This window comes from Streptomyces sp. DH24, assembly GCF_029813775.1.
GTDB lineage: Bacteria > Actinomycetota > Actinomycetes > Streptomycetales > Streptomycetaceae > Streptomyces.
The window spans coordinates 21,471-35,013 of sequence record NZ_JARVKW010000040.1; the positions used below are offsets into that span (position 1 = coordinate 21,471).

The 13,543-nt window shown below is 71.0% G+C and carries 9 protein-coding genes; 2 read left to right on the forward strand and 7 right to left on the reverse strand.

Annotated elements, in window-relative coordinates:
• Positions 1-28 precede the first annotated feature (28 nt).
• The 3 genes from QC282_RS26190 to QC282_RS26200 form a co-directional block, all read right to left on the reverse strand.
• Complete coding sequence (locus QC282_RS26190; RefSeq protein ID WP_279552025.1) at positions 29-1,489, reverse strand: SulP family inorganic anion transporter; 1,461 nt, start codon at positions 1,487-1,489, stop codon at positions 29-31.
• 206 nt (positions 1,490-1,695) lie between these two features.
• Entirely contained in the window at positions 1,696-2,427 is a 732-nt protein-coding gene (locus tag QC282_RS26195) for a spermidine synthase (RefSeq protein ID WP_279552026.1), read from the reverse strand.
• A gap of 64 nt (positions 2,428-2,491) precedes the next feature.
• Positions 2,492-4,177: a ribonuclease J gene (locus tag QC282_RS26200; protein WP_279552027.1), complete on the reverse strand. Its 1,686-nt coding sequence runs from the start codon at positions 4,175-4,177 to the stop codon at positions 2,492-2,494.
• 410 nt (positions 4,178-4,587) lie between these two features.
• Between QC282_RS26200 and QC282_RS26205 the strand changes: the two genes are divergently transcribed.
• The gene (locus tag QC282_RS26205) at positions 4,588-5,337 is read left to right on the forward strand and encodes a hypothetical protein (protein WP_279552028.1); all 750 of its coding nucleotides are present in this window, start codon (positions 4,588-4,590) and stop codon (positions 5,335-5,337) included.
• A gap of 37 nt (positions 5,338-5,374) precedes the next feature.
• Here QC282_RS26205 and QC282_RS26210 read toward each other — a convergent pair whose 3' ends face one another.
• The gene (locus QC282_RS26210; protein ID WP_279552029.1) at positions 5,375-5,791 is read right to left on the reverse strand and encodes a MerR family transcriptional regulator; all 417 of its coding nucleotides are present in this window, start codon (positions 5,789-5,791) and stop codon (positions 5,375-5,377) included.
• A 406-nt stretch (positions 5,792-6,197) separates the two neighbouring features.
• Between QC282_RS26210 and QC282_RS26215 the strand changes: the two genes are divergently transcribed.
• Positions 6,198-7,700 (forward strand): SulP family inorganic anion transporter, encoded by a 1,503-nt coding sequence (locus QC282_RS26215; protein WP_279552030.1) that lies wholly within the window; start codon positions 6,198-6,200, stop codon positions 7,698-7,700.
• 112 nt (positions 7,701-7,812) lie between these two features.
• Here the strand turns inward: QC282_RS26215 and QC282_RS26220 are convergent, their stop codons facing one another.
• The 3 genes from QC282_RS26220 to QC282_RS26230 all read right to left on the reverse strand — a co-directional run bounded on the left by QC282_RS26220 (position 7,813) and on the right by QC282_RS26230 (position 13,426).
• Positions 7,813-9,843: a glycoside hydrolase gene (locus tag QC282_RS26220; protein WP_279552031.1), complete on the reverse strand. Its 2,031-nt coding sequence runs from the start codon at positions 9,841-9,843 to the stop codon at positions 7,813-7,815.
• Positions 9,844-9,979: 136 nt separating this feature from the next.
• Entirely contained in the window at positions 9,980-12,022 is a 2,043-nt protein-coding gene (locus QC282_RS26225; protein ID WP_279552032.1) for a beta-galactosidase, read from the reverse strand.
• Between the two features lie 60 nt (positions 12,023-12,082).
• Positions 12,083-13,426 (reverse strand): ABC transporter substrate-binding protein, encoded by a 1,344-nt coding sequence (locus QC282_RS26230; RefSeq protein ID WP_279552033.1) that lies wholly within the window; start codon positions 13,424-13,426, stop codon positions 12,083-12,085.
• Positions 13,427-13,543 lie beyond the last annotated feature (117 nt).

The window sequence follows — 13,543 nt, forward strand, 5'->3', positions numbered from 1 at the left end:
GGCCCACGCGGACCGTGCCGCCCGCGGCCTACGCCGTCTCCACGACCGTCTTCAGCTTGTCGCGCTGTTCGTCGTCGGCGAGGGCGACGAGCCTCGCCTCGACGTGCGCGGGCAGGTCCTTGATGCCCACCTCGACGCAGGACCTGTGCGAGTGGTCGATGAAGGTCAGCAGCGCCTTCGCCCCGGACATGTCGATGTAGTCGACCTTCTCCAGGCTCAGCGACACGGCCGGCCGGTCGTTGCGCAGCGTGGTGAAGACCCGGTCGACGGTCAGGAACGACAGCGGCCCCTCGATGCGGTACGTGTCCGCGCCGTCGTGGACGACCTGGGCCTTGCGCCGGCGCGACTGCGCGGCGTGCACGACGAGCGCCAGGAGGACGCCGACGGCGACCGCCACGGTCAGGTCGAAGACGACGGTGACGATCATCGTCGCGAACATCACCGCGACGTCGCCCCGCGGGGAGACGTGCGCCTTGCGCAGGCTGTCCCAGTCGAACATGCCGATCGCGGTGAGGATCAGGATGCCCGAGAGCACCGCGAGGGGGATGTACTGCACGACGGACCCGAGGCCGGCCACGAGGGCGAGGAGGATGACGCTGTGGGTGGCCGCCGACAGCGCGGTGGTGCCGCCGCTGCGGACGTTGACCACCGACCTGACGGTCGCGCCGGCGCTGGCCAGCCCGCCGAACAGTCCGCTGGCGGCGTTGCCGATGCCCTGCCCGATCAGTTCCTTGTTGCTGCGGTGCCGGTTGCCGGTGATGTTGTCCATGACGACCGAGGTCAGCAGCGAGTCGATGGAACCCAGCAGGGCGATGCTGAGCGCGGGCAGCAGGAGCGTGAGGAGCGTTGATCCGCCGAACTCGGGGACGGTCACCGAGGGGATGGACTCCGGTATCCGGCCTATGTAGTCGATCGTTTCGTTGAGCCGGACCGGTCCGACGCCCACGTCCTGCAGCAGCGGGTCCGCGAGCCGCAGGACCGGGGTGATGATCAGGAGCGCTATCAGGCTCGCCGGGATCGACCTGATGACGCGGGTGGCCACGAGCATCAGCACGATGGTGACCGCCACGACCAGGAAGCTCCGCTGCACCTGGTCCAGTTCGCCCAGGATGATGATCAGCGCGATGCCGCCCATGAACCCCGACACCACGGGGTGGGGGATGAAGCGTATGAGCGAGCCGAGCCTGCACAGTCCGAACAGGATCTGGAAGGCGCCGGCCATGATGAACGCGAGGAACGCGGACTCGAGTCCGTGCGCGGCGATGACTCCGGTGGCGACGACGGTGATGGGACCCGTCGGGCCGGTCACCTGGCCGGGGGTGCCGCCGAACAGCGCGGCGAAGAACCCGGCGAAGATCGCGCCGTACAGTCCGACGAGGGCGCCCTCGGAGGTGCCGGTGGCGGTGATGCCGAAGGCGATCGCGAGCGGCAGCGCGACTATGGAAACGGTCAGCCCGGAAAGAATCTCTTTCGCGACACGCTGGAACATCGGCCCTCACTCCGGTCGGCGACATGCTGACGCCGGCCCATGGCGGGCCGGGCCGCCGACCAGACTTCCCGGCACACCGCGAGTAAAGTTGCCGTATACGGCGAGTCAAAGCAAGGCCAAAGATCGCCAATCATGGTGACGCCAATGCGCCATGTCATGACTTCGGCCATGCCGGTTTTCCCAGCCCGGGCAGGCCTCTTCGCAGGTCAGGCGGTCGAGGGCCCGCTCGTGCGCGCCACGTAGACGGTGTTGGTCGCGGTGCCGCCCTGGAGCGGGTTGTCGAAGTCCACGACGTGGGCCTCGGCCGTGGCGAAGGCGTCGGCGAGCGTGGCGGTGAACTGCTCGTCCGGCGGATCGTTGGACCACAGGGCGAAGACGCCGCCGGGCAGCAGGTGCTCGCTGAGGGCGCGCAGCCCCTGGGGGCGGTACAGAGCGGCGTGTCGGGGGTTGAGTACGTGGCGCGGTGAGTGGTCGATGTCCAGCAGGACGGCGTCGAAGCGGCGTCCCGGCGACCGCGGGTCCGGGCCGGCCGGGCCGCCGACCGCCTCGAAGAAGTCGGCCCGCACCAGGCGGCAGCGGGGGTCGTCGGCCACGCGTGCCCCGAGCGGAACCAGATGCCGCCGGTGCCAGTCGATCACTTCGCCGAGCGCCTCCACCACGATCAGGGAGCGCACCCGGGGGTCGTCCAGAGCGGCCCCGGCGGTGTACCCGAGGCCGAGCCCGCCGACCACGACGTCCAGCTCGTCGCCCGCCGGCTCCGCCAGCCCCAGGTGCGCCAAGGCGACCTCCCCGGCCGTGAAGAGACTGGACATCAGGAACTCGTCGCCGAGCTTCACCTCGTAGACGTCGTCGTCCGACCCCGGGTACCTGCGGCGCCGCAGGCTGATGTCGCCCAGCCGGGTCGGGCGCCAGTCGATCTCCTCGAAGCGCGCACCCATCCGTGTTCCTCGTCTCCGCCCCGGCCGGTGGCCGGGGCTTTCGCGATGTCGGCCGGGCCGCGCGTCAGGCGTCGATGATGACGGGGATGATCAGCGGCTTGCGGCGGTGGGTGCGGAACGCCCAGTTGGCCACGGCGCGGGCGATGAGCTGTTCGAGCTGGTGCGCGTCGCCGACGCCTTCCTCGGCGGCGGTGGCCAGCGTCTTCTCGATGACGGGGATGACGGGCTCGAAGGTGGTGTCGTCGTGGACGAAGCCGCGCGCCAGGAAGTCGGGGGTCTCGGCGAGGGCACCGGTGTCGGCGTCCACGATCGCCACGACCGTGACCACACCCTCGGAGGCGAGGGTGAGGCGGTCCTTGAGGGAGGCCTCGGTGGCGCCGCCGACTTCCATGCCGTCCACGTAGACGTTGCCCGCGGGCACCTTGCCGGTGATGGACGCGCGCCCGTCGACGAGGTCGACGACAACGCCGTCCTCGGCGATGACGACCCGCTCGGGATCGACGCCCGTGCGGATGGCCAGGTCGGCGTTGGCCCGCAGATGGCGCCATTCGCCGTGGACCGGCATGACGTTGCGGGGTTTGACGATGTTGTAGCAGTAGACGAGTTCGCCGGCGCTGGCGTGCCCGGAGACGTGCACCTTGGCGTTGCCCTTGTGGACGACGTGGGCGCCCCACCGGGTCAGCCCGTTGATCACTCGGTAGATGGCGTTCTCGTTGCCGGGGATCAGGGAACTGGCGAGCAGCACGGTGTCGCCCTGGCCGATGCGGATCATGTGGTCCCGGTTGGCCATCCGCGACAGCGCGGCCATCGGCTCGCCCTGGGAACCGGTGCACACCAGGGTGATCCGGTGGTCGGGCAGTTTCTCCAGCTCCTTGGTGGTGACCACCAGGCCGGAGGGAACCTTCAGATAGCCCAGCTCGCGGGCGATGCCCATGTTGCGGACCATCGAGCGGCCCACGAAGGCGACCTTGCGGCCGTACTGGTGGGCCGAGTCCAGGACCTGCTGGATGCGGTGCACATGGCTGGCGAAGCTGGAGACGATGACCCGGCGCGGCGCGGTGCGCATCACCTGCTCGATCGCCGGGTTCAGCTCGCGCTCGGAGGTGGTGAAGCCGGGCACCTCGGCGTTGGTGGAGTCCGTGAGGAACAGGTCCACGCCCTCCTCACCGAGCCGGGCGAAGGCCCGCAGGTCGGTGATGCGGTCGTCCAGCGGGAACTGGTCCATCTTGAAGTCACCGGTGTGCAGGACCAGTCCGGCACCGGTGCGGACGGCGACGGCGAGGCTGTCCGGGATGGAGTGGTTGACGGCCACGAACTCGCAGTCGAAGGGCCCGAACCCGCGCCGGTCGCCCTCGCGCACGCGCACCGAACGCGGCCGGATGCCGTGCTCCTTGAGCTTGGCCTCCAGAAACGCCAGCGTGAGCTTCGATCCGACGACGGGGATGTCCGACCGCTCGCGCAGCAGGTACGGGACACCACCGATGTGGTCCTCGTGTCCGTGGGTCAGCACCACGGCCACGATGTCGTCCAGGCGGTCCCGGATGGAGGTGAAGTCGGGAAGGATCACGTCCACGCCGGGCTGTGTCTCTTCGGGGAAGAGCACGCCGCAGTCGATGACGAGCAGTTTGCCGGCGTACTCGAAGACGGTCATGTTGCGGCCGATTTCGCCGAGGCCGCCCAGGGCGACGACCCTCAAGCCTCCGGCGGGCAGTGGTGGGGCGGCTTTCAGGCCGGGATGCGGGTGACTCATACCGTGACGCTACCGGAGGCCGGCCGGGGTGATCCATTACCCCTGTCCTTGTCTTGTGCCGACCCGGCTCGCGGAGAGCGGCGGGCGACTCGGGAACCGGGGCACCGGACCGGCGGAAAACCCTGTCTCCACGTGAACTCGAAGGGCGGTCCATCCCGTGCGGGGCCCGCTTCACGCGGACGGCCCTCGCGCCCTAGGTTGGAGGCGAACGGCCGGGGGGTCGCCGCCGGCGCCGCCCCGGCACGCGGAGGCGGGGGCCGGGGAGCCGTCGTTTCCGAAACGGCCGTCGGCCGCGGCCCGCGAGGCCGACTCCCGCCCCGGCCGAAGGCCTGGTGGGCCCCGCGCCCCGGCACGACCGCGGGTCGCGTCCCCGGCGTCGTCTGTCCGTACCGAGCGCGCAAGGAGCCCGCATGCCGCCCTCGACCTCGTCCCCCGACGTGTCCACCCGGGACGCGTCGGACATCGACCACCTGCTGGCCGCCGCCTTACGCCTGGTCGGCACCCTTCCGGCCGCGCGCCCCACGGTGGGCATCGTGCGCGGCTGGAGCCGCGGCGACCGCGAGCGGGCCCGGCTGCTGCGCGAAGGCCTCGACGAACGGCGCGTGCGCAGCACCGAGTTGAGCCCCGTCGCGGAGGCCGGTGAGCGCGACGGACCGGGGCGTGGCGATCGGCCACCGAGGGCCGACCTGCTGGTTTACGCCGGAGGATCCCAGGTGGAGCAGGCCATGCGGGCCGCGGCCCTGTGGGGCCTGCCGCTGCTCGTCGACCGTCCGCAAGGGCCGCCGCGCGGCGAGCCGAACGCCTTCGAGGGGCGGCGTAGGCCCGTGGTCGGCTTCCGTCTCTCCGACGGCGGCTTCGGTGTCGCCGTGCGCGAGACCGTCCTGGTCTCGTTGCAGCCGCACCCGGGCCACGCCCGCCTCATCCTCGACAACGAGAAGATCACCGCGCCCGGCGACCGGCCCCTGCGCATCACCCTGACCGATCAGGGCCTGCTGGAGGCGCGCGGCGACTCCTTCGGCCTGCGCCGCATCCGCCGCCTGCGCTTCGAACGCGCCTGGGGCGCCTACCGCTTGGAAGTGGACGGCGTGCCCTCCCGCGACGTACGCGCCCCGCTGCGCATCGAGGCCCTGCCCGGCCGCCTGCACCTGCTGCACCCCTGAAGGACCGCGCCGGAGGCCGGTGCGGGGCCGGAGCGGATCAGGCGCCGGCGCGGGTGTCCGCCTGGAGGCGGTTCCGCAGCGTGGAGGCGAAGTCCTCGGCCATCTCCAGCCGGGCACGCAGCGTCTCGCAGCGGGCGTCGGCCACCTCGCGGTAGGAGTCCAGCCGCTCCCGCAGCCGCTCGCGCTCCTCGCCGACGGGCGGATCGTCGGAGGCGGCCAGACGGTCGGTGATATCCAGCAGGTCCCGCATCTCCTCCAGGGAGAAGTCCAGCGGCTTCATCCGGCGGATCACCATCAGACGCTCGACGTCGGACTCCGTGTACAGCCGGAAGCCGCCCTTGCTGCGGGCCGAGGGGATCACCAGGCTCACTTCCTCGTAGTGGCGGATGGTGCGCAGCGACAAACCGGTCCGCTCGGCCACCTCGCCGATCTGCATCTGCCGCTGATCCGCCATCGCCCCATGATCCCCTTCGTTGTCTTTCTCGGTCTTCGAATCAGTGAAGCAGCACCGTCCACGTGAGGTGAATCACAGGATCTTGGTGGCTGTTCACCTCCGCTTCCCGCACCGCACGTCGCACTCTTCCCTCACGTCAGGGTAGAGTCTTGAGGTGTTCGCCGCCGCCGTCGAGAGGCGCGGCAGCAGACAACGGCCATGGCGCGGGCCCCGACCGGGCCCCGATGGCATCCGAAGACTTCCGGGCCATGATGCCCGACCGGCAGCCGGAAGGCTGCCTCGCAGACCGGCCGGCCCCGCCGATGTGGCCCGGCCGCCTGGGATTCCGCTCCGTCCGTGCGCGGGATCATGAACGACGCGGACGCGTTCCAGCACGTGACGCCTCCGCCCGAACAGAAACGGTTGCATGTCCTCACCGCTGCCCGCAGGCCCCGTGTTCCGCCTGTCCAGGCCCGACTGGCTCGCATCGCCGAAGGTCCTGCGCACCGAGGTGCTGGCCGGCCTGGTCGTCGCCCTGGCCCTGATCCCCGAGGCGATCTCCTTCTCCATCATCGCCGGGGTCGACCCGGCGGTCGGCCTGTTCGCCTCCTTCACGATGGCCGTCGTCATCTCGGTCGTCGGCGGACGCAAGGCCATGATCTCCGCCGCGACCGGCGCGATCGCTCTGGTCATCGCCCCGCTCAACCATGAGCACGGCTTCGGCTATCTGGTCGCCGCCGTCATCCTCGCCGGCGTCTTCCAGGTCGTCCTGGGCGCGCTCGGGGTGGCCAGGCTGATGCGGTTCGTACCGCGCAGCGTGATGGTCGGCTTCGTCAACGCCCTCGCGATCCTGATCTTCATGGCCCAGGTGCCCGAGCTGCGCGACGTGCCGTGGGCCGTCTACCCGCTCGTCCTCGGCGGTCTCGCCCTGATGGTGTTCTTCCCGAAGGTCACCACAGTGGTCCCGGCCCCGCTGGTCTCCATCGTCGTCCTGACCGTCATCACCGTCGGCGCCGCGATCGCCGTGCCGACCGTGGGGGACAAGGGCGAACTGCCCTCCTCGCTGCCGGTGCCGGGCCTGCCGGACGTGCCCTTCACCCTGGACACCCTGGCCACCATCGCCCCGTACGCCTTCGCCATGGCGTTGGTCGGCCTGATGGAGTCCCTGATGACGGCCAAGCTGGTCGACGACATCACCGACACCCACTCGGGCAAGACCCGCGAGTCCGTCGGCCAGGGCGTCGCCAACATCGTCACCGGCTTCTTCGGCGGCATGGGCGGCTGCGCCATGATCGGCCAGACGATGATCAACGTACGGGTCTCCGGTGCCCGGACCCGGCTGTCCACCTTCCTGGCGGGCGCGTTCCTGATGGTCCTGTGCATCGTCTTCGGGCCGGTCGTCTCCGACATCCCCATGGCCGCCCTGGTCGCCGTCATGATCATGGTGTCGGTGGCGACCTTCGACTGGCACTCCGTCGCCCCGAAGACCGTCAGGCGCATGCCGGCCGGCGAGATGATCGTCATGCTGGTCACCGTGGCCTGCGTGGTCGCCACCCACAACCTCGCCATCGGCGTCGTCGTCGGCTGCGTCACGGCGATGATGATCTTCGCCAAGCGGGTCGCGCACCTGGCCAACGTCTCCGGCGTCGTCGACCCGGACGGCAACCAGGTCGTCTACGCGGTCACCGGCGAACTGTTCTTCGCCTCCTCCAACGACCTCGTCCACCAGTTCAACTACAAGGACGACCCGGACGACGTGGTCATCGACCTCTCCGGCGCCCACATCTGGGACGCCTCCTCCGTCGCGGCCCTGGACGCCGTCGAGAACAAGTACGCCCAGCGCGGCAAGAAGGTCACCATCACCGGTCTGAACGAGCCGAGTGCCGACATGCACGACCGCCTCGCCGGCCGGCTGACCGGCAGCCACTGAGCCGGCCGGTCGTCCGGGACGTGCGAAGGCTCTGCCGTACCACCGCCGAGCGGGGTCGTACGGCAGAGCCTGTTCGGGGGACCGGACCGTGAGGGCGGGTGGCGGGCGAGGGCTAGTCGCCGGCCGGCTTCGTCACGTCCGTCACCGTCCAGCGCTGGTTGGAGCCCGAGTTGGGCGGCCACGTGGTGACGGCGGCGCCGTCGTCGGTGGCCTGGCCGCCCACTTCGAGGAGGCGGCCGGTGGCGGCGTTGACGAGGGTCCAGGTGCCGTCACCGGTGCTGGACATGAGCCACTCGGTCGCCGGGTCGCGCCTGCCGGTGTCGGGTTCCGTCACCGGCACGTTGTCGCGCACGGCGAGACGGTCGCCCGTCGCGGCGTCGGTGAAGACGTGGTGCCGGCGCACACCCCCCGCGGGGTGCACCGCGCTCAGCCGCCACCGCTGGGCCGTCGGCCCGAGCACCAGGTTCGTGCCGTTGGACGCGAGCGTGACCGCCTTGCCGCTCTGGACGCCGGTCAGGGTGTACGTGTGGCCCTTGCGCAGCAGCGGGGCGTCCTCCGCGACGCCGGACACGCCCTTGACGCGGAACGAGGTCACGGACTGCGCCGGCACGGTGAAGGTGGCCCGCCGGTCGTCGACCGCCACGGCGGGGTGCTCGCGCAGCTTGCCGTCGGCGCTGGTCACCACGGGCGCCACGGTCGCGTTGCGGCGGACGTCGGCGAACTTGGACAGGTCCACGGTGACCGTGCGCGGGGCGGTGGTGCTGTTGACGTGGACGAGCGAGGCGCTCTTGCCGTCACTGCCGACGGCGGCGGCGCTGGAGGTGTCGTTCACCTTGACCAGCCGGTCGCCGGGCTTGATGAAGTGCGTGAAGTTCCGGGCGGTGTCGAACTTGGTGTTCGTCCGGATCGGGCAGCTCTCCAGGGTGTCCGTCGCGGTGCAGCTGAACGGGAGCTGGATGCTGCCCCAGTTGCCGCCCTTGGCGGACTCGCCGCCCGGCTTCATGTTGTCGTAGTCCTCCACGGGCTGCCAGAACACCCAGGCGCGCGGCTCCAGTTCGCGCAGGTCGTCGACGATGCGCTGGGCGAGGCCGAGACCGGGGCGCATGTCCGTGAAGCTCTGTCCGTCGCCCCAGTCGCCCTCGACCTCGCTCATCCACAGGGGTTTGTCCGCGGCCTTGGCCAGGTCCCGCACGGTGGTGCGCCGGCCGGTGCCGTAGGTGTGGACGTTCATCTGCGACACGAGGTCGCGCGACTGCTGCGAGTAGGCCTCCCAGTTCTGCGCGAAGATGGACGGGTTGGTCTCGTCCATCGCCGAGATCTTCGCGCCGGTCCTCACCTTCTCCAGAGCGGGCGCGAGGGCGGCGAGCACCTTCTGCTGGAGTCCGGGGCCCATGTGGGCGCCTTCCTGGCGTCCGCCGACGGGTTCGCCGTCCGCGCCGAGGCGGGTGCTCCAGTAGGTGGTGTTGGGCTCGTTGAACGGGTCGACGGTGTCGACCCTGATGCCCTCCGCCTGCTCCAGCCGCTTCGTCGCGCCCGCCAGATAGGCGGCGAAGTCGTCCACGGAGCCGGGCTTGAGCTGGTCGACGGTGGCGTCGAAACCGCCGGAGACGTAGCCGCTGACGGTCATGAACCAGGGCGGGGAGTTGCTGAACGTCTCCCAGTGGTCGATGTCGTCCTTGATGCGGTTCACCCACCAGCGCTGGGTGGCGTCGGCGTCCTCGTTCCAGTCGGCCGGGTCGTCGGCGCTCCACCAGTCGGTGTCCTCGCGGGTGGTGCCCGCGGGCGCCTTCCACCAGCCCTCGACGGCGCCGCCGGCCCGGAGGTAGTCCTTGACGTCGGGGGCGTTGCCGCCGCCGACGTTGTAGCGGGCGATGTTGAGCGCCAGGCCGTCGTCGCCGAAGAGGAGACGGGCGAGCTTCTCGCGTATCTCCTGGGGATAGTCGCCGGTGGCGTTGGCGAACCACACCAGGCTGGTGCCCCAGCCCTGGAACGGCTCCTGCCGGTAGGACGGGTCCGGCTGGACGGTGACGGCCGAGTCGGCCCGGGCCGGCGGCGCGGGGGCGCCGATCAGTGAGGCCGCGGTGGCCAGGGCGGTCAGGGCGGCTGCTCCGAGGAGCCGTCGCTTGCGGGTACGGCGTGCCATCGTGTGCTCCCAACGTGCGGTGTCGTCGCTGCGGTGGTCCCTGTCGCCCCGGGCGGGGGCGGGAGGGGATGGCCCCCGGAACGGTGCGTGCCGGTCCGGGGAGTCGAGGGTGCGCGGGCGAGTGCTCGGGTGCGTGTCAGCCCGTGGGCTGCCGCAGTACGGCGACGTCCCGGGGCCCCAGGGTGAGCACGCCGTCGGCGTCGGTACCGCCGAGCAGGACGTCTCCGCCGAGGCCGCGCACCGGCACGGTGTCGTCGGTGCGGTTGACGAGGAACAGGTAGCGGCTGCCGGCGTCGCGGCGCACGGTCAGCTCGACCGACCCGCGGACCCCTTCCGGCAGTTCGCTCGCCACCCCGGCGGGCGTCAGCAGCCTCGGCAGCAGAGAGGTGAGCCCCTCGACGCCGAGCCGGGTGGAGACGTAGGCCGCCGAACCGCTGCCGGTGGGGCGCCGGGTGACGGCGGGGCGGCCCGCGTGCACGCCGGTGCGGTAGTGCGCCAGGACCTCCGTCTCGGGCGCCGTGACCGTGACGTGGTCGGTCCACAGGCTGCCGGTCGTCGCGTCGTCGAGTTCGACGGTGTCACCGGCGAGCAGCGGCCCGAACTCCTCGATGCGGATGCCCAGCAGGTCGCGCAGGGCGCCCGGGTAGCCGCCGAGCCACACGTGGTCGTGCTCGTCGACGATCCCGGAGAAGTACGTGGTGATCAGGTGCCCGCCCTGTTCCGCGAACCGGGTGAGCGTCTTGGCCAGGTCGGCGGGGACCACGTGCAGCACGGGTGCGATCAGCACCTGATGGCGGTGCAGGTCGGCCCGGGTGGTGACGAGGTCGGCGCGGACACCGAGGGCGAGCAGCGCCGAGTACCAGTCGAGTGCCTCCTGCCGGTAGTCGAGCAGCGAGGTGGGGTGGGAGTCCTGCTCGCTCGCCCACCACGACTCCCAGTCGTAGAGGATGCCGACCCGGGCGGGCTCCCGCTCACTGCCCGCGACGGGCGCCAACGCCCCGAGCGTCGCGCCGAGCCGGGCCACCGCGCGGAACAGGTCGCTGTCGGCCCCGGCGTGCGGGACCATCGCGGAGTGGTACTTCTCGGCACCGGCCGCCGACTGCCGCCACTGGAAGAAGCACACCGCGTCGGCGCCGTGCGCGACGTGCAGCAGCGAGTCGCGGGCCAGGTCGCCGGGCCGCTTGGCGACGTTGACCGGCTGCCAGTTGACCGCGCTGGTGGAGTGCTCCATCAGGAACCAGGGCCGCCCGCCGGAGATGCCGCTGGTGAGGTTGGCGGAGAAGGACAGCTCGTCGCGGTCCTGCGGACCCGGGCGGACGTAGTGGTCGTTGGACACGAAGTCGATCTCGTCGGCCCAGTCCGGGTAGTTCATGCCCCTGGTGCCGCCCATCACCATGAAGTTGGTGGTGACGGGGACACCGGGCGTGATCTCCCGCAGGACTGCGCGTTCGGCGCGCAGATGGTCCTTCAGCGCGTCCGACGAGAAGCGCTTGAAGTCCAGCTGCTGGGTCGGGTTGGGGTGCGAGGCGGCCAGGCGGGGCGGCAGGATCTGCTCCCAGTCGGTGTAGCGCTGCGACCAGAAGGCCGTGCCCCAGGCGCCGTTGAGCGCGTCGAGCGTGGTGTAGCGGGCGCGCAGCCAGGCGCGGAAGGCGCGGGCCGCGTCGTCGGAGTAGTCGTAGACGTTGTGGCAGCCGAGCTCGTTGTTGACGTGCCAGGCGACCAGAGCGGGGTGCCCGGCGTAACGGCCGGCCAACTCCCGCACCAGCCGCAGCGCGTGGCGTCGGAAGACCGGCGACGTGGGGCGCCAGTGCTGACGGGCTCCCGGCCACAGTGTCTCGCCGGAGGCGGTGACCGGGAGGATCTCCGGGTGGGCCGTGGTGAGCCAGGGCGGCGGGGACGCGGTGGCCGTGGCCAGGTCGACGCCGATGCCGCCCTCGTGCAGGAGGTCCATGATCTCGTCGAGCCAGCCGAAGTCCCAGGTGTCCTCGGCCGGCTGGAGGCGGGCCCAGGAGAAGATGCCCACGGACACGAGGTTCACGCCGGCCTCGCGCATCAGCCGGACGTCCTCCTCCCACACGCCGCGGGGCCACTGCTCGGGGTTGTAGTCGGCGCCGTAGACGAGGCGCGGGACGGGATCACCGTCCGCCCCGCTCGGGCGGGACAGGAGGGTGGAGATCATGGTGGTCCTTCCGGGGAGGGGCGACCGGGGCGGCGCGGGCTGCCCGCGCCGTCCGGCGTGCTACTTCTCGACGGTGAAGCCCTGCTCGTTGCCGTACTTGACGGAGGCGTCCTGCCAGGCCTTGAGGCCGTCGGCCAGCGGGGTGTCCGAGACGTAGGCCTTGCCGACGGTGTCGTTGAAGATCGAGTTGGCGTACACCTGGTACGGCAGGTACGACCAGTCGTCGGCGACGTTCGCGGCCGACTCGGCGAAGACCTTGTTGGCCCGCTGCCCGCCGAAGTACGGGAACTCGGCGTTCTGGAACGCCTTCGAGTTCAGCTGCGCGGTGGTCGCCGGGAAGGCGCCGCCCTTGACCCGGGTGTCGACGCCCTTGCCGGCGTTGGCGTACTTGACGAAGGCGTAGGCCAGCGCCTCGTTCTCGCCCAGCTCGGGCAGGGTGAGGGCGCTGCCGCCGTTCTCCGCGCTCGCGCCGGCGCCCGCCTGCCACTGCGGCAGCGGCGCCACGCGCCAGTCGCCGGCGGCGTTCTTCACGCCGGAGGCGAGGTTGGCCGGCATCCAGGCGCCGATGGCCAGGGTCGCGATGGTGCTGTCGCCCAGGCCCTTGTACCACTCGTCGGACCAGCTGGTGACGGGGGCGACCAGCTTCTCGTCGATGAGCTTCTGCCAGGTGCCCGTGAACTTCTCGGCGCCCGCGTCGGAGAAGTCCACCTTCACGTTGGTGCCGTCGACCTTGTACGGACGGGAACCGGCCTGCCACAGCAGGCTGGTGGTGAAGCCGGCGTCACCGGCGTCGTTGGTGATGTACGCCTTCGGGTCCGCCTTGCGCAGGGCGCGGGCCGCGTCCACGTACTCGTCCCACGTGCCGGGGACCTCGATCCCGTACTTGTCGAAGACCTTCTTGTTGTAGAACAGCGCCATCGGACCGGAGTCCATCGGCAGGCCGTAGACGCCCTCACCGCCGGCCCCGACGCCGTTCCACGGGCCGGGGGAGTACTGGTCGGCGAGCTTGTCGGCACCGAAGCCCTTGAGGTCGGTGAGCTGTTCGGTCAGCGCGTACTGGCCCATGGCGTAGTACTCGACCTGGGCGACGTCGGGGACGCCCTTCTTGGCCGAGATGGCGTTCTGCAGCGCCTTGTACTGGTCGTTGCCGGTGCCCGCGTTGACCAGGTTCACCTTGACGCCGGGGTGTTCCTTCTGGAAGTCGGCGGCCACCTGCTTGAGCGTGGGCTCCCACGCCCAGACGGTGATGGTGCCGCCCTTCTTCAGCGCGGCGTCGACGTCCGCCTCGGAGACCGCCTTCGGGCCCGGGCCGGAGTCGTCCGATCCGCCGCAGGCGGTGGCGCCCAGGGCGAGGGCGCAGACGAGGCCGATGCCGCGCAGCAGGCGGCGGGAGTGCTTGTGCATGGTCGTGTTTCCACTTCTTCGTGGCCGAGAACCGTGACCGGTGAGGGCTGGTGGGGCAGGGACAACCGCCGCGCGACGGACCCGTACGGGCGTCGGGGCACGGCGGACGCACCGCGC